General features: G+C 44.6%; 19 protein-coding genes. 15 read left to right on the plus strand and 4 right to left on the minus strand.

Annotation, left to right across the window (positions count from 1 at the left end; translation table 11 throughout):
* Positions 1-667, minus strand: a 667-nt coding sequence (locus tag BUA78_RS20295; RefSeq protein ID WP_175549046.1) for a hypothetical protein, incomplete at its 3' end; no start/stop codon positions are given.
* Between the two features lie 324 nt (positions 668-991).
* On the opposite strand from BUA78_RS20295, the gene BUA78_RS15770 reads away from it, so the two are divergent.
* The 5 genes from BUA78_RS15770 (at position 992) to BUA78_RS15790 (ending at position 10,680) form a co-directional block, all read left to right on the plus strand.
* Positions 992-1,342: a hypothetical protein gene (locus tag BUA78_RS15770; protein ID WP_072916445.1), complete on the plus strand. Its 351-nt coding sequence runs from the start codon at positions 992-994 to the stop codon at positions 1,340-1,342.
* Positions 1,343-1,493: 151 nt separating this feature from the next.
* Positions 1,494-4,964 (plus strand): helicase-exonuclease AddAB subunit AddB, encoded by a 3,471-nt coding sequence (addB, locus tag BUA78_RS15775; RefSeq protein WP_072916447.1) that lies wholly within the window; start codon positions 1,494-1,496, stop codon positions 4,962-4,964.
* Positions 4,957-8,691, plus strand: a complete 3,735-nt coding sequence (gene addA / locus BUA78_RS15780) for a helicase-exonuclease AddAB subunit AddA (protein WP_072916449.1) — start codon at positions 4,957-4,959, stop codon at positions 8,689-8,691. Before addB ends, addA begins: the two co-directional genes overlap by 8 nt.
* 4 nt (positions 8,692-8,695) lie before the next feature.
* Positions 8,696-9,286: a CPBP family intramembrane glutamic endopeptidase gene (locus BUA78_RS15785; protein WP_072916451.1), complete on the plus strand. Its 591-nt coding sequence runs from the start codon at positions 8,696-8,698 to the stop codon at positions 9,284-9,286.
* Positions 9,287-9,591: 305 nt separating this feature from the next.
* Positions 9,592-10,680 carry a stalk domain-containing protein gene (locus BUA78_RS15790; RefSeq protein WP_420795521.1) on the plus strand — a complete coding sequence of 363 codons (1,089 nt, stop codon included), beginning with the start codon at positions 9,592-9,594 and terminating at the stop codon, positions 10,678-10,680.
* 168 nt (positions 10,681-10,848) lie between these two features.
* On the opposite strand, the gene BUA78_RS15795 is transcribed toward BUA78_RS15790, so the two are convergent.
* Positions 10,849-12,162 (minus strand): hexokinase family protein, encoded by a 1,314-nt coding sequence (locus BUA78_RS15795; protein ID WP_072916454.1) that lies wholly within the window; start codon positions 12,160-12,162, stop codon positions 10,849-10,851.
* A 168-nt stretch (positions 12,163-12,330) separates the two neighbouring features.
* Here BUA78_RS15795 and BUA78_RS15800 point away from each other — a divergent pair, with 168 nt between their 5' ends.
* Positions 12,331-13,173, plus strand: a complete 843-nt coding sequence (locus tag BUA78_RS15800) for an SPFH domain-containing protein (RefSeq protein WP_072916457.1) — start codon at positions 12,331-12,333, stop codon at positions 13,171-13,173.
* Between the two features lie 13 nt (positions 13,174-13,186).
* Complete coding sequence (locus BUA78_RS15805; protein WP_072916459.1) at positions 13,187-13,378, plus strand: type II toxin-antitoxin system antitoxin; 192 nt, start codon at positions 13,187-13,189, stop codon at positions 13,376-13,378.
* A 104-nt stretch (positions 13,379-13,482) separates the two neighbouring features.
* On the opposite strand, the gene BUA78_RS15810 is transcribed toward BUA78_RS15805, so the two are convergent.
* Positions 13,483-13,926, minus strand: a complete 444-nt coding sequence (locus BUA78_RS15810; RefSeq protein ID WP_072916461.1) for a hypothetical protein — start codon at positions 13,924-13,926, stop codon at positions 13,483-13,485.
* A 57-nt stretch (positions 13,927-13,983) separates the two neighbouring features.
* On the minus strand, positions 13,984-14,259 hold the full coding sequence (locus tag BUA78_RS15815; RefSeq protein ID WP_072916464.1) for a hypothetical protein: 276 nt from the start codon (positions 14,257-14,259) through the stop codon (positions 13,984-13,986).
* A gap of 251 nt (positions 14,260-14,510) precedes the next feature.
* Here BUA78_RS15815 and BUA78_RS15820 point away from each other — a divergent pair, with 251 nt between their 5' ends.
* The 8 genes from BUA78_RS15820 (at position 14,511) to BUA78_RS15855 (ending at position 25,486) form a co-directional block, all read left to right on the plus strand.
* Positions 14,511-15,350, plus strand: a complete 840-nt coding sequence (locus BUA78_RS15820; RefSeq protein WP_072916466.1) for an AAA family ATPase — start codon at positions 14,511-14,513, stop codon at positions 15,348-15,350.
* A 33-nt stretch (positions 15,351-15,383) separates the two neighbouring features.
* Entirely contained in the window at positions 15,384-17,183 is a 1,800-nt protein-coding gene (locus BUA78_RS15825) for a vWA domain-containing protein (RefSeq protein ID WP_072916468.1), read from the plus strand.
* A 621-nt stretch (positions 17,184-17,804) separates the two neighbouring features.
* Entirely contained in the window at positions 17,805-19,172 is a 1,368-nt protein-coding gene (locus BUA78_RS15830) for a hypothetical protein (RefSeq protein WP_072916470.1), read from the plus strand.
* Positions 19,173-19,338: 166 nt separating this feature from the next.
* Positions 19,339-20,622: a sulfite exporter TauE/SafE family protein gene (locus BUA78_RS15835; RefSeq protein ID WP_072916474.1), complete on the plus strand. Its 1,284-nt coding sequence runs from the start codon at positions 19,339-19,341 to the stop codon at positions 20,620-20,622.
* Positions 20,622-21,338 (plus strand): hypothetical protein, encoded by a 717-nt coding sequence (locus tag BUA78_RS15840; RefSeq protein WP_072916475.1) that lies wholly within the window; start codon positions 20,622-20,624, stop codon positions 21,336-21,338. Before BUA78_RS15835 ends, BUA78_RS15840 begins: the two co-directional genes overlap by 1 nt.
* A gap of 592 nt (positions 21,339-21,930) precedes the next feature.
* Positions 21,931-23,319 (plus strand): hypothetical protein, encoded by a 1,389-nt coding sequence (locus BUA78_RS15845; protein ID WP_072916478.1) that lies wholly within the window; start codon positions 21,931-21,933, stop codon positions 23,317-23,319.
* Positions 23,320-23,483: 164 nt separating this feature from the next.
* Positions 23,484-24,770: a sulfite exporter TauE/SafE family protein gene (locus tag BUA78_RS15850; protein WP_072916480.1), complete on the plus strand. Its 1,287-nt coding sequence runs from the start codon at positions 23,484-23,486 to the stop codon at positions 24,768-24,770.
* On the plus strand, positions 24,770-25,486 hold the full coding sequence (locus BUA78_RS15855) for a hypothetical protein (protein ID WP_072916482.1): 717 nt from the start codon (positions 24,770-24,772) through the stop codon (positions 25,484-25,486). The genes BUA78_RS15850 and BUA78_RS15855 overlap by 1 nt, the downstream gene beginning before the upstream one ends.
* The last annotated feature ends 246 nt before the right edge of the window (positions 25,487-25,732 follow it).

Below are 25,732 nucleotides of genomic sequence, written 5' to 3' on the forward strand. Positions count from 1 at the left end.
CTTGAACAACCGTCCGAGGTGACGAAGAGTTATCGGGGTGGTCCTCTGCCTCGGTGGAAGTGTCATCAGTTAAGAGCATGGGCTGTTTAGTTTCTTTTTCCTCATCAAAGAGATTTTTTTGAACAACCATCCGAGGTGGCGAAGAATTATCGGGGTGATCCTCTGTCTCGGTGGAAGCGTCATCAGTCAAGAGCATGGGCTGTTCAGCTTCTTTTTCTTCATCAAAGGAGCTTCCTTGAACAACAATTTGAGGTGGAGAAGAGATATTGGAGTGGTTGTTTGCCTCGGTATAAGCATCATCAGTCACGACTGGTGACTGTTTAGTTTCTTCATCATCAAAACTATTTTCTTGGGAAAAATTTGCTGTGGGTTCTATATCCAGAAACAGTTCAATTTTTTCAAGGATTTCTTGTTGGCCAATCTCATTGATTTTCTGTGGTATTTTCTCATTTTCTTCTAGTATGCTTTTATCTAATGTTAATGCCGCTTCCTCTGTCTCAAAGGTTTTTTCCATAGAGTGTTGTGGCTGTTCTTCTATCATTTCTAACGGTTCTATAGTATTGCTCTTTAAAGCCTGGTGTTTTACAATTTTTATTTCCGAAAGAAATTCTTGTACAACCTCAACGATTTTGGGTGTTGGGCAGGTTCGATAAACACGGTCAAACATCGATTCAACCTCCTTACCTATAGATTTCTTTCATCCTATTCAGTAGGGACTTACTAGGTTATCATAAATAAAAAAAAACTCCTGTGAGGAGGTTCTAATTTCCGGCAGACTTGGTAATTAAGGTAAGATGTTGTTGGACAGCAATAATTTACCGTTTTTATAAAGGGTTACCGGTTGGGATTTAAATAAACCTAGCCCAGTATGATGCCAGATAAGGGAGTTACTGGTAAACCATTGTTCTTTGAAGGTAATAGCAATTATTCGATAGTACAATATAACTTTTGTCTAGTATAATAAAGATAAAATGTAGCAGTAGGTGAGAGAATGGCAAAGGGCAATATTAAAAAGAATCTTAGCGATCAAGAGATGATGGCGGGCTATCAAGAGGACCTAACCTTTGAAAATGCCTGGCTGGAGGAGGAAGCTGTTAGCAAACCTAAGGTGAAGACAGTGAAAAAGGCTGGGGAAAAGGAAAGCGTTAGCTCTTTCTTTACACCGGAGCTCCAAGAGCAAGTGGGGAGGGTCCTGCTGGAGTTAAAATTAGACCTGTATAAACAGGGTATTATCGATTATCGCTTGGAAGTAAGTCGGCAGGGCAACTCAGTGGTTCTCACGGCCGTTAATGCGGTGAGTAAAAAGAAAGACCCAGCAAAAAGTACTGGCAAACGCAGGTAATTTAGGCTGTCGGCCCTTCGGGCTGGCAGCCTAATCCTCTTTTTCAGGATATTTAATGAGAGGGATTCAGGTTTGGTTAGCGAAATTACTGATAGTAAGTAAGAGCCAGTAGGCAGACCCAGTCTTGTAGTTTTTCAAAGGGGGACACTTAGTGAGCCTGAGATTTATTATCGGCAGGGCTGGCAGTGGCAAGAGCCACACCTGCCTGGAACAAATTCAGGAGAAATTACGGTATAGCCAGGAAGGCACCTCCATCATTCTTTTGGTGCCGGAGCAGGCCACTTTTCAATACGAATATATGGTAGCCACCACGCCCGGTCTGAAAGGCACCATGCGAGCCCAAGTATTGAGCTTCCGACGTTTGGCCTGGCGCGTGCTGCAGGAAGTAGGCGGTGCAGCCCGGGCCCATATCGGAGAATTGGGGAAACGAATGGTGCTGCGGCGCATTTTGGAACAGCGCAAATTGGAACTGAAAGTTTTTCATCGGGCAGCCCGGCAGCCTGGTTTTTCCAATAGTTTGGCTACCACCCTAGCCGAATTTAAAGCCTATCGGATCAAACCGGGAGATTTAGAAAGGGGAATTACGCAGCTTGAGGCCCAGGGAGAAGGTACTGCCCTGGATAAACTGCAGGATTTGCACCTGTTATATGGTGACTTGGAGAACTTTTTAGCGGAACGGTTTACCGACCCGGATGATTATCTGAATCTGTTGGCCGAAAGGTTACTTGGTTCTCCTACGGTGCAAGGAGCAGACGTATACATAGACGGTTTTACCGGTTTTACTCCTCAAGAGTACGCAGTCATAGAGGGAATCCTAACCACAGCGCAGAGGGTGCAAATTGCCCTCTGCTTTGACCCGACCCACGTAAAAGTGCCCTGCAGTGAGGAGGAAATGTTTTATCTAACGGTGGAGACTTACAACCGGTTACAGGAGATGGCTGGTTCATTAAGGCTGGAGATGGAACCACCGGTATTGTTAGAGACCCCTGTACCACAGCGTTTTCAAGCTTCTCCTGCCCTGGCCCATGTAGAGAAATACTATTTTTGCCATCCCGCGGCAGCCAATGAGGATCAGGCAGGGATAAAACTGGTGGCTTGTGCTAACCGTCGGGCGGAAGTGGAAGCCGCAGCCAGAGAGATTGTTCGATTGTCCCGGGATAAAGGGCTACGTTGGCGAGACATGGTGGTGCTGTTGCGGGATTTGCAGGAATACCATCATGTTATTATGAATGTGTTTGAGGATTATGACATACCTGTGTTCATTGATCATAAACGATCGGTGCTCCATCATCCTCTGGTGGAGCTGATTCGCAGTGCCTTGGAAACAGCTGTGGAGAACTGGTCCTACGATCCTGTCTTCCGGTACTTAAAAACCGATTTGATCCCACTACTGCAGCGAGAGGAAATAGACCGCCTGGAAAACTATGTTTTAGCGCATGGCCTTCGGGGTTCCCGTTGGATCGATGGCCGGGACTGGACCTATCGCAGAAAATATACCCTGGAGGAAGACCAAGAGTTGTCCGAGCAAGAGGACAAGGAACTCGATCAAATCAACAATATTCGTTATCGGGCCATTGCCCACTTAAAAAACTTTACCACGGCTTTGTCCCAGTCCAAGCAGGTACGGCAGATTACCATCGCATTATTTGAACTGTTGCAAGCCCTCCAGGTTTCAGAAACGCTGGAAGGCTGGGCTAAAGAACTGGAATTGCAGGGATGTTTAAGCGAGGCCCGGGAGTATGCTCAGTTGTGGAATAACGTGTTGCTACTGCTGGATGAAATTGTGGAGGCTCTCGGGGAGGAGGAGATTTCCCTGGAGGAATATTGCCGCGTACTGGAGGAGGGACTGGAAAATCTTAAGCTGGGGATTATACCACCGGGGTTGGATCAGGTGGTGGTGGGTACCTTAGAGCGTTCCCGTAATCCCAACGTCAGGGCTGCCTTGGTACTAGGGATCAGCGACGGAGTGTTACCGGCTCGGTTGTCCGATGAAGGCTTGATTAGTGATTACGAGCGAGAGACCTTACGGGAGATGGGTCTAATCTTGGCTCCAGGTACCCGGCGCAAACTCTTTGATGAGCAGTTCCATATCTATACGGCCTTGACGAGAGCCAGTGAAGAACTGTATCTAAGTTATCCCCAAGCCGATGATGAGGGCAAAGGGCTGGCCCCCTCCCAGGTGATTGCCAGAGTGAAAGAACTTCTGCCCCGGTTGGTAGAACAAGTGATGCCGGTAGAACCTTCGGGAGCCTCCAGGGATCTGGAATTTATCGCCTCTGCCGGACGCAGCATGTCTTATCTGGCAGCCAAGTTCAGGGAAATGAAGACAGGTCAACCAGTGGACCCTATCTGGCAGGACGTCTATTCCTGGTTTACTCGTCAACCAAAGCAGGGTCAACGCTGTGGCAAAATTTTAGCCGGCCTGTATCATGTCAACCAGGAGCCCCGGTTGGCCAAGGGCTTGGGCCAGCGGCTTTACGGCAGCAGCTTAAAAGCCAGTGTTTCCAGACTGGAGAAGTTTACTGCCTGCCCCTTTGCCCATTACCTTTCCCACGGTTTACGGTTAAAGGAGCGTGGGCAGTTTCAATTAGGGGCACCGGATTTGGGTCAATTTTTCCATGCTGCTCTCAAAACCTTTGTGGAACGTATCAAAGAGCAAAATTTGGACTGGGGACAATTGCCCCAGGATCAGGCAGTGGCCTTAACCGGAGAAATTGTCGATGAATTGGCTCCTCGGCTGCAAAACGAAATATTACTGAGCACGGCCCGCCACCGTTATCTAATTAGAAAACTGAAAAGAACCTTGGCCAGGGCGGTTTCTACCTTAACTGAACATGCCAAAAAGGGGAGCTTCCGTCCATTGGCAGTGGAAGTAGGCTTCGGTGAACAGGGAGAACTGCCGCCGCTTAGTATTAACTTGGGTGAAAACGGTGCCCTGCAGATGTCCGGGCGCATCGACCGCATTGACTGTGCCTGGGAGGGTGGACAGCCGTATTTGACCATTATGGATTACAAATCCGGGTTAGCAGACCTAAAGCTTTCGGATATCTACCACGGTTTAAAATTGCAACTGCTCACGTATTTGGATGTGGCCCTAAGAAACGCCGGACAATTGGTGAACCACCCGGCTTTGCCGGCGGCTATGCTTTATTTCGGGGTAAGGGACCCCTTATTTAGCAGTTCCGGTCCGGTGTCAGAGCAAAAGGCAGCGGAAGAAATGCTCAAGCAGTTAAAAATGAAGGGACTGCTGCTGGCCGATCAAGCAGTGATCGGGCTGCTGGACGGCGACCTGGCAGGCACCTCCCTGCTATTGCCTGTTGGCTATAAAAAGGACGGCACTTTTACCAGTGCTTCCAGGGTGATCTCGGAAGAGCAGTTTGCGCAACTAAGAAGTTACCTGCAGTCTCAATTAGGAACCATTGGTCAGCGGATTGTGAGCGGGGAGATTGCCATTAGCCCCTATCAACAAGGACAGGAGAAAGCCTGCCGCTTTTGTGTATTCAAGCCGGTCTGCCAGTTTGATCCTTTGCAGGAAGGTAACCTGTTCCGCTTGTTGACTAACTGGGATGAAGAGGCCATTTGGTCGCTGATCAGGGAAAGTCTGGGTGATAACCATGAGTGATAAAAAATGGACGGATGAACAACAGCTGGCCATCACCAAGCGAGACACTAATTTATTGGTCGCTGCAGCGGCTGGTGCCGGCAAGACTGCGGTTTTGGTGGAGCGAATTATTCAACGCATTATGGACCCAGAGCGTCCGGTTGATGTAGATCAGTTATTAATTGTTACCTTTACCAATGCGGCGGCGGCAGAAATGCGGGAGCGTATTGGTCAGGCGCTGGGCAAGGCTTTGAATGAAAATCCCCACTCCAAACGACTGGCAAAACAACTTACCATGCTAAACAGGGCTTCCATTACCACCTTGCACTCCTTTTGTTTGGATTTGGTACGCCGGTATTTTTACCTGCTGGATTTGGACCCGGCCTTTCGGGTGGCCGACGATATCGAAGCGGAGCTTTTACGGTTGGAAGTATTGGAGGCCCTCTTTGAGGAGCAGTATCATCGGGAAGAAACCGGCTTGTTCACCGCCCTGGTGGATATTTATGGTGGTCAGCGGGATGATAGTAAATTGCAGGATATGGTGCTGGGACTTTATCGTTTTGCCGGCAGTCATCCTGCTCCGAAGGCTTGGCTGGAGCAGGTAGCGGAAAAATTCTCTATCCCTGAGGCAGTGGGCTTGGACCAACTGTCCTGGGTTGATCAGGTTAAGGAAATCCTGGCAGGGGAAATGGGCAGTGTGCTGGGTCTTTTAAAACAATCGGCCTGGCTGGCTAAACAGCCTGGGGGTCCGGCACCTTACAGTACGACGTTGGAGATGAATATAGTTGACCTGGAAACCCGACAGAATTGCCGGCAGGTTGGCTGGGATGAACTGTATCACTCCTTTAATTCCATGGACTGGGGCAAGTTGAAGGCCTGTCGGGGTAGTGACTTTGATGACGGGCTAAAGAAGAAAGCCAAGTCCCTGCGGGATAAAGCTGTGAAAAAATTTGAAGATATGAAGAAAACTTATTTTAGTGCGGAGCCAGAGGTAATTCTGGCAGACTTACGTTCCCTGCATCCATTAATGAAAGAGTTGATCAATCTTACCCGGGAGTTTATGGACAGCTATCAAAAGAAAAAGCAGTCCAAAGGATTGGTGGATTTTGCCGACCTGGAGCACTTTTGTTTGGCTATCCTGCTACAGCAAGATGAATCAGGCCAAGGGATGCCTTCTGCCGTTGCCCAGGAGCTAAAACAAAAATTTGCCGAGGTGCTGGTGGATGAATATCAGGATATCAATGCCGTACAGGAAACCGTGTTGCAACTGGTTGCGAAACAAGATAATCGTTTCATGGTTGGTGATGTAAAACAAAGCATTTACCGTTTCCGACTGGCAGAACCAGGACTCTTTCTGGGGAAATATCTACGCTATAGCGTGTCCGATAACACCGAAGGCTGTCTGATCGAACTAAGTAAAAACTTCCGCAGCCGCTTGTCGGTGGTACAGGCTGTAAACTTTGTTTTCCGGCAGATGATGACTACCTCTGCGGCAGAAATCGATTATAATGACGCAGCTGAGCTAAAATGTGGTGCCAGTTACCCGGAGGTGGCAGAGGTTACCACCGCTGAAGGGGCAGTGGAGCTGCATATTCTGGACCGTAAGGAACTTGCCAAAGAGGATGCGCCTGCTGCCGGGGGTTCAGAGGAACCGGACCTCCTGGGTCGGGAAGACGAGCAAGAGGTCTTGAATAAGGACCAAACCGAGGCCAGACTGGTGGGTCGGCGTATTCTGGAACTGGTTCAGGGGAAAGGTTCTATTAGCCCTCCTCTGACCGTGTGGGATAACCATCTAAAACAGTACCGGACCGTGACCTACCGGGACATTGTTATTTTATTGCGTGCTACCTCCGGTAGGGCCAACACCTTTTCCGAGGAACTGAGAGCCTTAGGCATTCCTTCCTATGCTGAATTAGGGACGGGTTACTTTGAGGCAATGGAAGTGGAGACTTTTCTATCCCTTTTAAAGATCATTGATAATCCTCGACAGGATGTGCCGCTGGTGGGTGTTCTTAGATCACCAATGGTGGGTTTGACAGCCGGGCAGTTAGGAGAAATCAGATTACATTGTAAAAACGGAGATTTTTACGATGCTGTTCTAGCAGCGGCCCAGGCCGCAGATGAAACAGCCAATATAGTAACGGATTGGCTGCAGCGGCTGGAGGACTGGCGTTCCCGGGCCAGACGGGGTCCTTTAGCAGATTTAATTTGGCTGTTGTACCGGGAAACCGGTTACTACGATTATGTGGGGGGGATGGTTGGAGGTACCCAGCGACAAGCCAACCTAAGGGTTCTTTATCACCGGGCTAGGCAGTTTGAAGCCACTGCCTTTCGGGGGTTATTTCGCTTCCTGCGCTTTTTGGAGCGGCTGAAGAATTCCAGCAAGGATTTTGGTGCCGCCCGAGCTCTTAGCGAAAATGAAGATGTGGTGCGGATTATGAGTATTCACAAGAGTAAGGGACTGGAATTTCCGGTGGTATTTGTGGCGGGACTGGGTAATAAATTTAACCTTCGTGATTTAGCCAAAGATATGCTGATGCATAAAGAACTTGGCCTAGGCCCCCAAATTATCAATATGACAACCAAGGTTTCTTATCCTAGTTTACCTAAGTTGCTGTTGCGGCAGCAAATACGGAAAGAATCTGTGGCCGAGGAAATGAGGGTTCTTTATGTGGCTCTAACCAGAGCCAGGGAAAAGCTGGTGTTGGTGGGTTCGGTGGCGGATTTGGCGAAGTCTTTGGAAAAATGGTCTACCCCTGCGGGACAAACCGGTTGGTCCCTGCCTACAGCTGAACTGACATCGGCCAACCATTATCTGGATTGGCTTGGGCCGGCAGTGATGCGGCATCAGGACGGTCAGCATCTGCTGTATCTCACGGGGACCGATGTACAGCCCTTCCCAGAGGTGGCCGCGGACCCCTCTCGCTGGCAAGTTTATTGTACCCATAGTTCAGAAATGCAAAGCCTGTCCCCGGACAACCCTGACCAGATAGCAGAATTGCTGGAAAAAGTGAGGAGCCTATCGCCCCTGGAGCCCTGCGGTCAGCAAGAAGAAATAGAGCGGCGTCTGGGCTGGAGCTACCCCTTTGCCGAGGCAGCAGCAAAGCCTGCCAAAACCAGCGTAACCGAAGTAAAGCGGCGTTTTGCTGAATTGGCCTTGCAGGAAGAAGGAGTTAGCTTCCGACCTCAACTTACGAACAGACCCAGGTTTTTGCAGCAAGATCAGGGCCTAAGTTCTGCGGAAAAGGGTTCTGCTATTCACTTGGTGATGCAGCACCTGACGCTTGGGGCGATCCCTACCGTGGAAGATGTTGCTTGGCTGCTCCGCCAGTTGGTGGAGAGGGAAATTCTCACGGAGGAACAAGCCGCCGTTATTGACCCCCGGTGGATCACCGCCTTCTTCCAAAGTTCCCTGGGGCAGCGGGTGCTGCAAGGAAAGGAAGTACAGCGGGAATTGCCCTTTAGCCTAGCACTGTCAGCAGAGGAAATCTATCCAGAGCTGTCTACCCAGGGTACGGGTGAGTTTGTTTTGTTACAGGGTGTTATTGACTGCCTGGTGGACGAGGGAGACGGCTTGTTGTTAGTTGATTATAAATCCGATGCAGTGAGGCCTGGAGATACGGCACCGGCAGAACGCTATCGGCAGCAAATCAACCTTTACACCCGGGCGGTTGAAGAAATTCTAGGAAAAAAGGTGAAGGAAAGGGCTATTTACCTGTTTGCCAACGGGGAGACAGTGTATTTATAGGATTATGATGCAGAACGATAGCAGAAATGTAATCTTAAAGGCAGCCTATTTATCTCAATTGATTATCCTGCTCTGTGGTCTGGCTGCCCTGTGGTTTTTTTATGTACGACAGGGCACCACTTGGCAGGCCATCTATCAGATGGACAAATTTTGGCTGGTTTTTGGCTATGGCAGTCTAACGGCGGCAGTCTTAGTAGTTATGCAGGTTCTCTTGGTAACCTTGGTACCCCCTCGGTTTCTAATGGATGATGGCACCAATCGGGTGTTATATACCTTTTCTTATCCCAACATCCTTTTATTAATGGGGTTCGGAGCCTTTGCTGAGGAAACGTTGTTTCGGGCTGCTCTACAACCTAAGTTGGGCATTTTTCTAACCAGCGTCTTGTTTGCGCTTATTCATACCCGCTACGTAAAAAAGTGGGTTCTACTGCTGGTTACCCTGATTATGAGTAGCGTGTTGGGCTGGCTTTACGATAAAACCCAGATTATTTGGACCCCCATTTGGGCCCATTTCTTGATAAATGTTACGATGATTTCCTTTGGCAAGAAAGGCTGGTTTGTACCACAGGAGGAACAGGCTAAAGAGGGAGAATAAGTATATGTCCAAAACAGAATTGCATTCATGAGCATGGCCCGTGAGCCATGCTCATGGCTTTCTGGGACCATCGTTTACATGTAATTGAATAGATCACACCAACTTCTGATTTTCAATATACTCTTGGATTATTTCTATAGAAATTATTATTTTCAATTGATTCACTCCGTGAATACGGTAAAATTAGGGATAGTAGGGATGAATAGGGGGGATGGAACATAATGCGGCAGCTCAAAACTTTAGCCACATTAGCAGTGATGGTTGTGTCCTTAACCTTTGCCAATCTGGCTGCAGCGTCTTAGGTAATTGTAGATGGAAAACCTTTGAGTGTTTCGGCAGTTATTGAAAACGGAACAACCCTAGTGCCGATTCGCAGCATTTTTGAATCGCTGCAGGCAGAAGTTACCTGGGATCAAACTACGCAAACCGTAACTGCGGTGAAGGATAATTTTACACTGCAGCTTCAGGTAGGCTCGCTGGTAGCCTTACGTAACGGACAACCTATTTCTTTACAGGTGCCGGGTAAAATTATTGAAAGTAGCACCATGGTACCCCTGCGCTTTGTTTCCGAGTCCCTGGGGGCAGAGGTACGATGGGATGAACCCAGCAAAACCGTAGTGATTCAATCAAAGGATTTGGGAAGTCAGGAAATTATCATACAATCCGCTCCCGAGAATGCAGACCCACTTTACAATAAGATACTCCAGGCTTTGCTGAAAGCTGATGAGAGCATTACCTTTGACACCACGAACCGGAACCAATATGGCAGTACCGAAAAAGTAATCGCAGTGGCTGAAAAAGTTCTGCAGGATCATCCTTATTTAAATCATACGGAATCCTTTGAAATACGCATTAACTCCGGTAATTCACAGCAGATAAAGATTACCTTTCATTATAATTTCCCTTCCCGGGATGTGCGGGAAATGAATCAGGCCGTCGATGAGAAAGCAAGAGAGATTATCAAGCGTGTTATCCAGCCCGGCATGACCGAGCTGGAAAAGGAAAAGGCGCTGCATGACTATGTGGTGCTTAATACCAAATTTGATTACGAAAATTATCAAAAGGGCACCATTGCTAAAGAGTCTTACACCGCCTACGGTGTGCTGGTAAAGGGAGTAGGGGTATGCCAGGGGTATGCCTCGGCGATGTGTAAGCTGCTGCCTATGGTGGGAATTGAGTGTCGCATGATGGTCGGCACCGGCAAGACAGCTAGGGGTGCAGAAGAGCCCCACGGCTGGAACTTGGTTAAAATCGAAGGCCAATGGTACCACCTGGATGTCAACTGGGATGACCCAATACCCGATCAGCCTGGTGCTATACGATATACTTATTTTAATTTGAGTGATCAGGAGATCAAAAAAGATCACAGTTGGAGTGAACAACCGATTACTTAAAATGGATCGCTAACAAAAGGAGTGTCGCAAAACTACCATTTTATGTAGTCAGCGGCACTCCTTTTTTGCCATAAGCTTTAGGCGTGGTTAGTTTAAATAGACACACTTACTCTATTTTGCAAGATTATCTTTTGCTCGTCCGAATGAACTTCCTGCAGACAAAACAACTTATTGACAAACAGCGGCAGCGATGGCTGCACCCGTGCCCGAACCATCCTTGACCAGTACCAGAGAAATATGCCGGGCCTTTTCTTGAAAAATATCTACCAGAGCTTGTTGCATATTTGCTTGGTAATGGGGCATCTTTTCGAATAAAGAGCCATCCACGGCAATAACGTGCTGGTGGCTCAGTTTCGGATCGATGTGCTGCAGTACACCAGCATAAGTAGCTGTGATTAATCTGGCTGAACGGGTACTCACCAGACTGGCTACTGTTTTTAGGGCACTGCATTCTTCTAAAGCAGGCTTGGGGATACGACAATTTTTTTGCAGCCAAGAGCTAATGACAGCTAACTGCGGCGTGCTGTCCTCCAGAAAGTTTGCCAGATCGCGGGTTTTTAAGGAGTAGGGTTGATGGAATACTTGCTTTCCGAAATTGGCAAAGAGTAGGCCTTGTTGCCATAAGTCGAATAAAAGTAAGCGGGCAATTTCTCCTAAATAATGCCCGGCTACCGCCTTCTCCAAGGCTTGTTGAGCGGTTTTTTCACTGCTTTGGTCTAAGACTTTGTCATAGGGAGACAAAAAGAATTTATTAAAATTGCCGGATTCCATATTGATGATCATGGGCTTGCCGGTGGTAGGTTCCCAGGGTTCCAAGTAGCAGGTATTATGGCCGGTGCCGCAAATGGAGCCAATGGTAGCCCGGGGATTTCGGTAGGAAGCCGTTAGCAGTGTACCGGTAGTGTCATTGATGATGGCCACAGGAATCACCCGGTGCAGGTTCGCCCGTTGTAGTGCTGCCTTCAGTAAGGTAGTAATCTCCTGACCTTCCATGCCCGAAGTTTTAATCTCCTTGGTCCAACTAAGCAGGCTGGCCCGGTTAACAGAAAGTTGCTGGCAGGGAAAAGAAAAGGTATGACCCAAGAGGTAAGATTGATTGGTTTCTATCAGTTTGCCGATTTGAGCGGCGATAAAATCAAATAATTCTTCCGCCGTGGCAGAAGGGGAGGTATAGTCGTAGTTAGCTGTAGGATTTTTCAAGGGAAATAGCAGTTGTTCTTTAATTCTTGTTTTGCCTACACCCAGCAATTCAACAACCTGGATACGAATGTTAGTTCCACCAAAATCGATGGTGATGTAAGTGCCTTTTTCTTGACCTGTGGGACTTGGCAGAAAGGATCGGAGCATCTTAAGGCAGCCTTCGCCAGAGAGACCCTTTGTCATTTCCTTTTTAAACTGATCAGCAATTTCCGATAGCTCTGCCGCAGGGGGTAGGAATTGACTGGTTATATTTTGGAGTTTTTCCGCAAGTGAATCATTCATCTAAAGCAGCTCCTATTTGTCTTTTAAAGAGAACACTTTGACTCATTATACCTTGAAATGTTTTTGAAAATTAACCTCAGATAATTTTACCATTTGTAATTCCTTGAAATGATGATATAAAAGTGATATCATATACATATAATTATAATATATTTAGGAGGTATTCAGATGACAGAAACTCAGGCGTTTAAAATGAATGGGTTCCTTGCTTTACTGCTTCTCTTAGCATTACTTGCCGGGTCCGTCTACTTATTTATTAATTTGCAGTTTATTGTTGCTGCATTCATGATCTTTGCCGTGGTTGTTCTTGCCAGTGGCATGCTGATTGTACAGCCAAACCAGGCAAAGGCCGTAACTTTTTTTGGTCGCTACCTGGGCAGTATTCGAGAGGCAGGCATTTGGTTTACAGTTCCTTTCTCTACGAATAAAAAGGTCTCCTTACGGGTACGTAATTTTAACAGTGCTAAGTTAAAGGTCAATGATGTTGAAGGCAATCCGATAGAGATTGCAGCGGTAGTGGTTTTTAAGGTAGTGGATTCAGCCAAGGCTTTATTTGAGGTTGACAACTATGAGCAATTTGTGGAAATACAAAGTGAAACAGCTCTGCGCCATGTAGCGACTAAATATCCCTACGATAATTTCGAAGATATTGGTTATTCACTGCGGGGAAATACCGAAGAAATTGCTGCGGAACTAGCCAGGGAGTTGCAATCCCGCTTGACAGTGGCCGGTGTAGAGGTCATAGAGGCCCGTCTTACACACTTAGCCTATGCCACAGAAATTGCCAGTGCTATGCTGCAGCGTCAGCAGGCATCTGCTATTATTGCAGCTCGCCAAAAGATTGTGGAGGGTGCTGTGGGTATGGCTCAGATGGCCATTGAAAAACTTAGGCAGGATGGTACCGTTGAACTGGATGAAGAGCGCAAGGTAACAATGATTAATAATTTAATGGTGGCAATTGTATCTGAGAAGGCTGCCCAGCCTGTTATCAATGCAGGAAGCCTGTATTAGCAGGTGATATATCATGCCGCCGAAAAAAAGTTTTCCTTTGCGAATAGACCCTAAGCTATATGAACAGTTAGAAAAATGGGCGGCGGATGAATTCCGCAGTGTTAATGCCCAGATAGAATTTCTCCTACGGGAGTCAGTACGGCGAGCCGGCAGACTGTCCAAGGGAGAAACAAAACCTGCCGCTAACAGAGAAGACCATCCATAGACAGACTATAAGGTTACATCGCTAAACACTTCCTGATAAATTAAAAGCCTAGAAAACCTTGAAAAATAAGGTTTCTAGGCTTTACTGTTTTTAAAAAGTTAGCATTATTCAGGCCAAGCTGCCTGAGGGGATTTATTAAATTTGGCATCCCAGATTACATGGAATTTTAAATCGTTCTCTTGGTCAACTTCGCCGGTTATTTTCTTATTGGAAATCATGATATCAAAGGGGATTTTGACATAGTTGTCAAACAACAGTTTACCGGCATCTTCTTTACGAAAAGCGATGGGCAAACGAACTCCATTTTGCCACTTAACAAGCAGCAGGTACATATCCAATTCTGGATCATAAGCCCAGTTGGGTGGAAAATATTCACCACTGGCTGCTTCCAGGGGTTCTGTCCAAGCGGGATTTACCAATACCATGGTGGTACGAGCATATTCTTTACCGTTTTCTTCATAGTTAAGATCGGCCCAGGCCCCAAAATCTGGGCTGTAGGCAGCTCCACCGTATTCTTTAATAATATCAAGTTTTTCCTGTTCTGACATATAAACCCTCCTATTGCACCCTTTATCAATAATTGTCCTTTGGACATTATTCCCATCTTAAAACAATTCAATCTGTGCTGGTTTATTTTTTGCCTTTTCTTCCAATACTCCTTTCAGATCGGGACTTCCTTCCCGCATCCACATTTTAAACCCTCGGGATTGCAGAATGGTGTCAGGGCTTTTGCCGGCAGTCATACCCATAAAGTTGCCATCCAACTGCCAGATATACAAAAAGGCCTTTGAGGAAGAGGGGCTGTATTGGATCTTGGCGATGCACCACTGATTTTTATATTTCCAGTAGATGTATTGTTGATCCAATGACTTGATATCCAAAAAAATTCCCCCTGAAACCTGACATCTATACCAAATTCTCCATAAATGACTAATATCCTGTTTGGTTTATTACATTTTAGTTACGGAGCAGGGGATGGTTTGTAGGGGGGAGAACATATTTAGTAAACTAATGCTATAAAAAACCAATAACAACCAAAATATAAACTAACATAGTAACACCTAAAAGGCTTAAGGCCTATGGCCTAAGGCCCGAAGACATAAATAAAAATAGAACAATGGAGGGACACAAAATGACCATAGAACAGAACATACAAGCTGACCGTTGGGGAGTTAATGTGGAAAGCTTACCGAAATTCTGGGTGGATGCCGAAAAACTCTCTATTATTCAGGATTTAATGTTTTCCGGCATTAATGTGATGTTAACTGGGGACCCTGGTACAGGGAAAACCGATCTAACCAAGAGATTGGCCCAGGCGCATAACCTACCCTTCCACAGAGTAAATGTGGGAGCCATCCGCACTCCCAGGGATTGGTTTGGGCATTGGGAATTTATTGGTGGGCAAACAGTGTTTATTCCATCAGAGTTTGTAGAAGCCATCCAGCGCCCAGGGATCGTGGCTCTGGATGAATTTAACCGGGTTACCCCAGACATTCATAACTCCATCTATACCATCCTGGACCATAACCGTGAAGTCTACATTGAAGAAACGAAACAACATATTTCGGTCCACCCTAAATGTATCTTTATTGCCACGGAAAACCGGGGACGTAGCCATACCGGGACCTTTATGGAAGATACCGCTGTGGGAGACCGCTTCGAAACCATTCAATTGGAGTTGCCTCCAGTAGAAACCATGGCTCACCTATTAGAAGCGGTCTATGGAGCAACTGCAGACCAAGCACTGTTATTATCAAGAATTACTCATAAACTTAACATCTTGTACCATGAAGAGAGTCTTAGTCGTCCCAGTGGCTTCCGCCCAGCCATATCTGCCACGGCCTTATTAAAGAGAGGACAATCCTTACATACTGCTTTGAAATACACCTTTGTCAACCGGTTCTCACCCGAAGGGGGCGTGGACAGTGAACAAACCACTGTGCTCCAAGTCATTCAAGCTTACCTTAAGTGAGCAGTGATATATTAGGCGAATGGTGGTGATCTTGTGGTTGTACCAAATCAAGTGGAAACTTGGAAAAATAAAAGCTTGTCCGACTTTTGGCTTACAGGCAGGGGGTTGGAACAAAACAAAAACGGCATGGGTCAGCCCTATGCCTTGTTTAGTCATAAACTATTAGCTTCGGAAGACACGGATGCCCAGGCTATGGCCATGACTGCCATCCTGGGAGCAGTGTCCAGAGTCATCGATATTGTCCATGGACGCAATAAATTCACGGTTAACTTTAGTTCCAAGGAAGCAAGAACCCACTTTGCTACCAAGCAAATTGCCCTTAGTGCGGAACCATTACTGGAGCCTCCCCAAGGCTATTTAATGCCGGACATCGTGGATGTACTCACAGGCATGGCCCTTCATGAAGCAGCTCACGCCCAGTTCAGTAAACCGGAATACTATACAGAAATGCCAGGGAACCCCTTTATGGCGGTGATCCGCAATGTCGTGGAAGATGTCTATGTGGAGCACTTAACCAGTCTGTATTATCCGGGTTATGCCGGGTACTTTTGGAAATATCGTCGCTATGAATTTGATCTACATCCAGAGAAATGGGCCCATAAACCAAAGAAAGATTTAATGGACAATGAGTTGAATCTACGTGCCAGCGATTTTCTGCTGGTGATGCGGTCCACCAGGGATTATGTTTCCAATGTAGCCCGGGTGAATAAGGTAGCTGAGTTGCTGAAAAAGACGATTTACATTGATAACCCAGTCCGACTGGAAAAATTAAATACGAGAAATGTTTCTAAGAAAATTTATGACGAATTATATGGTAACATGATTCAGCAGGATATAGCCTATTCACTACCCAGTTCTTTGCTGGATTATAATAATCGCGGGAATCACCAGGCGGAACCTGGCAGTACCAACAAAGATAATAAAACCAATATACCCAGCGACCTTCAGAATTTGATTCAGAATATGCGGCAGGAACAATTACAAGTTGCCAATATGGGAGAACTAATGGAAGCGGGGTTGGACCCGGATTATCCTCCGCCACCGCCACCAATGGTGGTTTTCCGTCGGCCCCTCATCGATGAAGGAGCAGCCGAGCGGTATGAGCAGTCCCGCAGTGTCGTAAAACCCTTTGTAATTCGGTTGCGCAACCGCCTAAGCTGGGCTAATACCCGACAGGTAATTAACCAATATCAACTGCCCAGTGGTGAACTGGATGAGGATAGTTTGTATCAGGCAAGCTATTCCAATAAAATATTTCGTCGCACAGAAATCATTAATACCCGTACCCGTAACCTGGATATTGGCTTGCTGGTAGACACCAGTGCCTCCATGGTTTACCCTGCGGGAGAGGGGCTATCAAGGATAGAATTAGCCCGCAACTTGGCAACCTTGTTTGTCGAAGCACTGGAGCCGGTAGATTCAGTGAGAACTTGGGTATTTGGCTTTAATTTAAAGGGCGCGGTTAATATGACAGAATTATATTCACCACAGCTTATGAACAAAGCCCGTCTGGGAATGACCGGTGCCGAGGGGACCACACCTGAAGGCACGGCCTTAAAATATGCTGCCCTTCGCTTACTTTCAGAGGGGCGTGCCCTGGTCCAAAAGGTGCTGGTTGTTATTGCCGATGGCAATCCGAACCCCGGACCGGAGACCAAGTTAGTTAAGGAACAGGTACGGCGATTAAAGTCCCAGGGCTGTAAAACCATCAACATCTTGGTGGGGGATCGACCGCTGGAGTACGGCTATCAATACACTATCCCTTGGACTGACTATTATACCGTTACCACTGAATTCGGTAGGTTACTAAAAAAGTTAGTGGAAGAAGAGTAAGGAAAGTAGTGTGGTACAACTTTTGGGTATTCCTTATGGGTCAATACCTTATAGCCGGAAACAAGGAAGTGTCGCAAAACAGTTGTTTTGCGACACTTCCTTGTTTCCGGCTTATGCTACCCATTCGGTTTGATTGTAACGATAGGATACACCAGATTTTTTATTCAAACGTAAAGTTTTTTGTCAGAATTCATTAGGAGCCAAGTTTTTTGATAACGAAATATTATATTGTCAAGGATTTTTATTAAAATAAAGTTAAATTTTTTTCGAGTGGTTTCTAATACCATTTTTCATAGTTGTTTCTAATTATTTGTCCTCAAAAGAGCTGCAAATTAGTTCTTAATAGGTAATGACAAAGAAAATTTGTCAAACGGCACGTAATTTAGCTTAAATTATAATAATGTAATGAAAACATGCTTTATAGTAAAAATTTTTTTGTTATAAGTGTAAAAAAGTACTTGAAATTAAAAAAACCTTTTGGTAGCATAACCGAAAAGATAATGACAAAGAATATATACTCTATACACAATTTATGATTAGAGATCAAAAAAAACCTGCTTCCGTGAAGCAGGGGAAATGCAATAAAAAATTTGGAATGCTGGTGTTAGGGGGGTGAAGGTTGTGTTTTTTCGCAAGATAACTACCAAGAAAAACGGCAAAGAGTATGTTTACGTAAAACTAATCGAAAACTACCGCCAAGATGGTAAAGTAAAACAGCGGGTTATTGCTAATTTTGGCAGTGTGGAAAACCTTTCTTCAGACCGGATAAATTACTTAATTGCCAGTCTTAAAAAATTGCACAAAGAAATTCAGCCCCAACTAGGTGATGTAAGAATTACAACCAACACCACTTCAACGATCAAAATCATACGAAGTGTGTTACGTCAGTCACCAGTCAACCAGGCAATACAAGAGATATTTGGTCAAAAGGATTATGAATTGATAGAGGCAATCATTTTGAAATCTATCGCTGCCTCGGAAACCAATCAACCCATTCAAGAGGCTTGTAAGAACCTAGGTTTTAAGGCGGGAACTAGCCTACAGTATTATAACACCTTAAAAAGATTGGGTGAGGATAGCAACAGGTTTTCGTTATTAAAAGCGGGTCTAAAGCACTGCCAGGAAAATGAAAACATTCACAAATCAATCGTTATTTACACTTTACAGAGCACCTTTGAAGGAAATTCCTTTGATTACGATCTAACAGGAAATATGTTTTTAACTCAGAGTTTCCAAAAACCAATAACCCTTATGCTAGCCTGTTCAACCGAGGGAGTTCCTGTGGATTACCAATATGCAGAAAATGATGAGGAAGCAATCAAGAAGTTATCCCTATTCGTTGACAGACTTAAAAGTGAATTTCAAGGAAATATTGTGGTTCTAGATGAACATAACTATTTTCCTACAACCATGAGCGGCTGTCTAATAGCAAAACCAATGCCTGAAGCAACAGTAACCCAAAACCAAAACCAGCTGTTCAATGTGGTTACTTATAAGCAGGTTAGCCCAGGGAAAATAAAGGAACTAAAGGCCAAATTAGCAAAGGTTTCGGCAGGATTAGAAAATTTGAAGGCCGATATTCTTCTGGGCAAGTTAACAAAAGAAAGCCATGTTACTAAAAAAGCAGAAAATGTCATTAAAAGTAATCAGTGTGATGAACTGGTGCTATATAGCTACGAGGAAACCACTCATTCATTTCACTATGAAATAGATCAAGCTGCACTCAAGCAAAAACAAGAGTCTGTCATAATGACTCCGTGGATCATAGAAGGCCAAGGCAGAGATATTTCCTTTGAAAAGATACAGGAAGTTCATAGAAAAACAGATCAGTTTGATGTGTTAACTGATCAACTAAAGATTCCACCCATTAATATTTATGTAGACTATCATTATTCGCCGGAAGTTATCTCAGGCCATATCCAGCTTGAGATTCTCAAAACCCAACTTCTTGGCGCAATGAACACTCTGCTTAAAGGGGGTGAGCTATAGAAATAAAATTTTGTCAATATAAATTTCTTCCTTTTCAATTTCGATTGTAGCACCTTTATCGTTAATATTCAATATATCGAGTCATAAAATTAGCTTATTTTTGTCATTACCATGACAAAAAATTTCTTGAGTACCTTTCAGACATGATTAAAAGGGGGTTACCCAGATGCGAGTAGTATATGAAGCCTTAATGTCTGCATCCAGGGCCCATGCCAAATGGGAACTGGAAATGTCCAATAACATTATGAAAAACAGAAAACACTTATTTATTTTAGCTCTTATGATGCTTCCTCTTATTATTCCTGCCATTGGTCATGCAGCAGATTTGCCTTACTTTATTGGTGGAAAAAGTGCCTATGGTCCTTCCCACTATAATCCGACGATGTTTTATGGTTCCATGGCGGTAGGTGTTTGCGCTGGTTTAATTACTGGCTGTATTGGTGCCGGTGGTGGTTTTGTTATCACTCCCGCTTTGATGAGCTTAGGTGTGAAAGGGATTCTGGCCGTTGGTACCGACCAATTCCATATTTTTGCCAAAGCTATTATGGGTACCGTTATTCACAAGAAATTAGGTAACGTTAATGTTGCTTTAGCTATTGCCTTCCTGGTTGGTTCCGGTATCGGTGTAACGGCCGGTGGTACCTTAAACCGTGCCTTGTTCAACGCTAACCCGGTTATGAGTGACTTTGTGATTAGTGCGATCTATGTTGTAATGTTGGGCTTCCTCGGGTTCTATTCAATGTATGATTTTATCAAGAGCAGACATCAAACAGGCGGGGATGTTCATGGTGGTCCTGCAGGTATGACCAAATTGGCTCAGAAACTGCAGGGTGTTAAGTTGGCTCCGATGGTTACCTTTGATGAGGACTTGACTCCTGGTGGACGTAAGATTTCTGGCTGGTTTGTAGCCGTCTGTGGTGCAGTGGTTGGTTTCGCAGCTGCCATTATGGGTGTGGGCGGCGGCTTCCTTACCTTCCCCATGTTCGTATACGGTTTGGGTGTATCCTCCTTTACCACAGTAGGTACTGACATTCTGCAAATTATTTTCACTGCCGGTTACAGCTCCATTGCCCAATATGCTATCTATGGTTATATCTTCTACACATTGGCTATGGGCATGCTGGTTGGTTCCCTACTGGGTATCCAAATTGGCGCGGCTACCACAAAAGTGGTCTCCGGTATTTACATTAGAGCTTTCTATGCTATCGCGATTTTAGCAGGTTTTGTAAACAGAGCCTTTGCTCTGCCAGAAAAAATGGCTCAAATGGGCTACATTCAGATGAATGCTGCCACAGGTAAGCTGCTAGCGGATATAGGTGCCTGGATATTCTTTGGCTTAGTTATCATGTTTGCTGGTTGGATTATCATGAGCTTCATTCGTGGTATCCCCACGCTACGGGCTGAATCTGCCGGTGGTGAAGTAGCTGGCGGGAAAGGAGTGAGCCATTAATGATTAGAGATAGTAAAGCTTTCTTTATCGGGCTGATTATGATGGTTTCCTTTATGGGCATCTATGCTTACATGATGACCCCCTCCTTTGGTAATGGCAGAAACGGTCTGGAATTTGCCGATGATATGTTTAATTCCATTTCCAAAGGTTCGGTACAGGATGTTGTTCAGGGTGAAATTAAGAAGGCAGAACAGTGGAACGGCAACAATATTGAGGTGAATTTAAAAGCTAAGGATGAAGAACAGGCCGAAAGATGGTCTAAAGTTATTCAAGCCGTTGACGGTTCCGAGGTAAATGTAAATAAGGAAGCAGTAATGGTCAAGGCCGATCTGGGAAAAATTCTGGCCAACATTTCCGAAGACTGTATCAATATGTATGATAACAAAGGGGATGTTATACAACAAAAATACGACACTGATCCCCGGGATGCCACCAATAGATGGTACAATATTTCTAAGGCCATTGTCAAAGACTTAGAGAAACAAGAGAAGTTTAAGGAATCCATTGCTATTCAACAATACCAGCAAAAAGTAATTGAACCTGCTTATAACTATTACGGTGTTGATGCTGAAAAAGCGGGTAACAACGCTGGCATCATGACCTTCATGATGGTGTTCTACCTCATTTACACCATGTGGTATGGTTTTGCCATCTACTTCCTGTGCCAGGGGTTAGGCATCACCATGAGTAAGTCAGGTAAAAAGCAAGAAGCATAATAGGTTCTTGCTGTACTTTCATTGATAGAATTTTATTCTTTTTGAAAGTGTCTTGTACTTTCATCAATAGAATTTTATTCCTTTTGAAAGTGAAAAGCGAAGCACCCTCTCTATGAGGGTGTTTTTGCGTTTAGCAAATCAGAAAGTATAAGGGCAAAATAAGGCTGACGCCGAAAACTCTCGGTCCTGGAGAGTAGGGTGTCAGCCAAATTTTTGATGTGAGATAGATGAGATGTTTATTTGTCAATACTATTTTGAAAAATGCTATTAATTATTTGGTTTTTACTATATTATGCATGACTGTGTTCAGGTGATGAGGTGAAAAATCCTGTAAGTTATTGATTTTTAAATGACAAAAGTCTCTTGTCATTTAAGGTATAGTTACCTTTTAGCTAGATATTAGTAATGAAAAACAAATACAAACTAAGGAAATTTTTTATTTTTGTGCAAAAAAGTACTTGCAATTAAAAAACCTATTTGCTAGTATTTGCGCATAACTCAGAGACAAAAATAAGCTCATTTAAAAACAACAAAACAAATAAGTTTATGAAAATAATAGAAAAAATATGGCTATAAATTTTGAGGTGAGGATATGTTTTTTCGTAAGATTACCACCAGAAAAAATGGTAAGGAATATGTTTACGTTAAGTTAATTGAGAATTACCGCACCAATGGTAAGATAAAACAACGAGTAGTGGCAAACTTCGGCAGCCTGGAAAACCTTTCGCCCCACAGAATTACTGATTTGATTACCAGTCTACGGAGACTTTATCAAGAAATTGAAGTCTTACAGGATAAGAAACTGGTGGTTGAAGACTTAATAGATCAAGCATCCGAAATAAGTAAAGAAATAAGAAATCGGAAAGTGCTTGAACCATTTGGGCAGGTGTTTCAGGATGAGCAATATCAGATCTTAGAAGCCTTAATCATAAAATCTTTAGTTGCTTCCGAAATGAATAGCCCTGTAGAGGAGATTTGTCAACAATTGGGGTTGGTAAATGCCGACAGCATTCAATTTTATAATATAGTAAAGATGTTGGGTGAGGATAGTACTAGGCCGCAGGTGATTAAAGCAAGGCTTTCTGATGTGTTAGAAAATGAGAAAGTTAACAAAGTAATTTATATTTACCCACTCAAAAGCACCTTTAAGGGAAGGACTTTTCGTCTTGACCCAACGGGTAATCCCTATTCAAGCGAGAATTACCAAAAAGAGTTTCTGCTATGGTTAGCCTATGATCAACAAGGTGTACCCTTAGATTTCACTTGGCTTGATAAAAAGGAGCAGTTAGCTGAACAGTTAAACCATTTAGTGCAGCGTCTAGAAACCTTATCAGGTAGTCAGGTGATTGTTATGGATCGGGAGGGTGTTCTAACGGGAGCAGAGGTACCGTATCCTATAGCCTGGTTAACGAAGCAAATGCCAAAGGGAGAAGGAGGGACTTCTACCGAAGATCAAGACCACATCTTTCAGGCCACTCAGGTACAGCCTGAAAGTGAACTCAAGATAAAAGAAATGAAAGCTAACCTTGCTAAGGTTGCGGCAGGCATGGAAAATATCAAAGCAGATATTCTGTTAGGAAAATTAAGTAAAGAATCTGCCATTAAGAAAAGAGCCGAAGCAGTCATACGAACCAATAATTGTCAGGACATGGTAACCTGTTTCTTTAATGATACTAATCAAACCCTCCACTATTATATCAAAGATACGATTGTAGAACAAAAATCTACATCCTTAGTAACTACTTCTTGGGTAGTACCAAAGGGAAAACTCAAACATAACATCACAATTCCTAATATCACAATAAAAGCTGATCAGTTTCAAATTATTACCGATCAGCTCAACATACCACCTATCAATTTATACGCAGATTACCATTACTCAAGGGAAGTAATCTCTGGTCATATAGTACTGGAGATTATCAAAAAACAAATAGCTATGGTAACCGAATTACCACAGCAAGGGGGTGATACCCCAGAATAATTTTGTCAATATAAATTTCTTCTCCAAAGACATTTTAACACTACGTCATCTATTATTCAAGGGAAACTATTAGGAATTGATTAAATTTTTTGTCATTACTTTTAAGGCATTATTTTTTAAAGCACCTTTTATGTTCAAATCAGGCTGATGAGGGGGTTACCTGAATGAGAGGATTATACGAGGCTCTAATGAGCGCCTCGAGGGCCCATGCGAGATGGGAAATTGAAATGTCCAATAATATTGTCCGGAGCAGAAAACACTTATTCATTTTACTAGTAATGTGCCTACCCTTTATCATCCCGGCCATTGGCCATGCAGCTGCACTGCCGGACTTTTTAGGTGGAAAAAGTGCTTTTGGACCATCTCACTTTACTCCGGTCATGTTTTATGGTTCCATGGCTGTCGGTGTCTGTGCTGGGCTGATCACTGGTTGTATCGGTGCCGGTGGTGGTTTTGTAATTACACCCGCCCTGATGAGCTTAGGCGTAAAAGGGATTCTGGCGGTTGGTACCGACCAATTCCACATCTTTGCTAAGGCTATTATGGGTACTGTAATTCACAAGAAATTAGGTAACGTAAACGTCTCTCTGGCCATTGCCTTCCTGGTTGGTTCCGGTATCGGTGTAACCGGTGGCGGTTCCCTGAACCGGGCCCTGTTCAACGCCAACCCGGTGATGAGTGACTTTATGATTAGCACGGTTTACGTGATTATCTTAGGCTTCCTGGGCTTCTACTCTATGTACGACTTCTTTAAAACCAGAGGTCAGGTCAATAAAGGAGATGCACACGGTGGGCCGATTGGCTTAACCCCCCTAGCCATCAAATTACAAAAAGTTAACCTAGCCCCTATGATCAAGTTTGACGAAGATATCACCCCTGGCGGCCGTAAAATATCCGGTTGGTTTGTAGCCCTCTGTGGCGCGGTTACCGGCTTCCTGGCAGCCATCATGGGTGTGGGTGGCGGTTTCGTAACCTTCCCGATGTTCGTCTACGGTCTTGGCGTATCTTCCTTCACCACCGTAGGTACGGATATTCTGCAGATTATCTTTACCGCGGGTTATAGTTCCATTGCTCAGTATGCAATCTATGGTTATATTTTCTACACCTTGGCCATGGGTATGCTGGTGGGCTCTCTGTTGGGGATTCAAATTGGTGCAGCTACTACCAAAGTGGTTCCCGGTATTTACATCAGAGCTTTCTACGCTATCGCCATTATGGCTGGTTTTGTCAACAGAGCCTTCGCTCTGCCGGAGAAAATGGGTCAAATGGGGTATATCACCATTAGTAAAGAAACCGGTACTTTGCTCAATAATATTGGTACCTGGATTTTCTTCGGACTGGTGATACTCTTTGCAGGCTGGATTATCCTTAGCTTCATCAGAGGTATACCAACCCTGCGGGCTGAAAGTGCTAAGAGCGATGTGCCCAATGGGAAAGGAGTGAGCCATTAATGATAAGAGATAGCAAAGCCTTTATAATTGGGCTAGTTATGTTGATATCTTTCATGGGAATCTACGCCTATATGATGACCCCTTCCTTTGGTAATGGCAGAAACGGTTTAGAATATGCTGATGATATGTTTAACTCCATCTCTAAGGGTTCTGCCCAGGAGGTTGTCTTAGACGAAGTTAAAAAAGCTGAGAAATGGAATGGCACCAGCATCGATCTGACATTAAAGGGTAAAGACGAAGATCAGGCCAAGCGATGGGCAGAGGCTTTTCAACAGGTGGACGGTGCAGAGGTGCAAGTAAATAAGGAACAAGTGGCTCTGAAGGCCGACTTTGGCAAACTGTTGGCCAATATTTCGGAAGATTGTGTGGCTATGTATGAAAATAAGGGTGATGTAGTGCAAGCAAAATACAACACAGATCCTCGAGATGCCACTAACCGTTGGTACAACATTACCAAATCAATTGGTAAAGAATTAGAAAAGAAAGAACAATTTAAGGAATCCATTTACCTGTCAACCTATCAGAAAAAAGTGATTGAACCCGCCTATAACTACTATGGTGTAGAAACCAAATTTGTGAGTGACAACAAAGGCTCTATGACCTTCCTGCTCCTCTTCTACATGGTCTACACCCTGTGGTATGGTTTCGCTATCTACTTCCTGTGTATCGGGTTTGGTATTACCATGACCAAAGCTACCAAAAAATCCGAAGCTTAATATTCTTCATGTACCTGAACACCCCCTGCCGGGGTGTTTTTTTTACTCTACTTTACCCAATGACTTTCCTGTTGTAAAATGATAAGATAATTGACAATGCCGCCTGATGAAAATCATCAAGGTGGCTTTTATTCTTGGCAAATCGGAAAGTATAAACTTTCTGATTTGCATGAGGGCAAACTAAAGCTTACTTGCCTGTGACCCTTGGTTATGCCCTTCAGGGTACGCCGGCGTCTAAAGACTTAA

The organism is Desulforamulus aeronauticus DSM 10349 (assembly GCF_900142375.1).
GTDB lineage: Bacteria > Bacillota > Desulfotomaculia > Desulfotomaculales > Desulfotomaculaceae > Desulfotomaculum > Desulfotomaculum aeronauticum.

Excerpts from the sequence above, each read along its gene's own strand:
- BUA78_RS15795 (WP_072916454.1), bottom strand. The coding sequence starts at position 12,162 with ATGAATGATTCACTTGCGGAAAAACTCCAAAATATAACCAGTCAATTC.
- BUA78_RS15800 (WP_072916457.1), top strand. The coding sequence starts at position 12,331 with ATGACAGAAACTCAGGCGTTTAAAATGAATGGGTTCCTTGCTTTACTG.
- BUA78_RS15810 (WP_072916461.1), bottom strand. The coding sequence starts at position 13,926 with ATGTCAGAACAGGAAAAACTTGATATTATTAAAGAATACGGTGGAGCT.
- BUA78_RS15855 (WP_072916482.1), top strand. The coding sequence starts at position 24,770 with ATGATAAGAGATAGCAAAGCCTTTATAATTGGGCTAGTTATGTTGATA.
- BUA78_RS15840 (WP_072916475.1), top strand. The coding sequence starts at position 20,622 with ATGATTAGAGATAGTAAAGCTTTCTTTATCGGGCTGATTATGATGGTT.
- BUA78_RS15835 (WP_072916474.1), top strand. The coding sequence starts at position 19,339 with ATGCGAGTAGTATATGAAGCCTTAATGTCTGCATCCAGGGCCCATGCC.
- BUA78_RS15850 (WP_072916480.1), top strand. The coding sequence starts at position 23,484 with ATGAGAGGATTATACGAGGCTCTAATGAGCGCCTCGAGGGCCCATGCG.
- BUA78_RS15785 (WP_072916451.1), top strand. The coding sequence starts at position 8,696 with ATGATGCAGAACGATAGCAGAAATGTAATCTTAAAGGCAGCCTATTTA.
- BUA78_RS15805 (WP_072916459.1), top strand. The coding sequence starts at position 13,187 with ATGCCGCCGAAAAAAAGTTTTCCTTTGCGAATAGACCCTAAGCTATAT.
- addA (WP_072916449.1), top strand. The coding sequence starts at position 4,957 with ATGAGTGATAAAAAATGGACGGATGAACAACAGCTGGCCATCACCAAG.
- BUA78_RS15845 (WP_072916478.1), top strand. The coding sequence starts at position 21,931 with ATGTTTTTTCGTAAGATTACCACCAGAAAAAATGGTAAGGAATATGTT.
- BUA78_RS15770 (WP_072916445.1), top strand. The coding sequence starts at position 992 with ATGGCAAAGGGCAATATTAAAAAGAATCTTAGCGATCAAGAGATGATG.
- BUA78_RS15820 (WP_072916466.1), top strand. The coding sequence starts at position 14,511 with ATGACCATAGAACAGAACATACAAGCTGACCGTTGGGGAGTTAATGTG.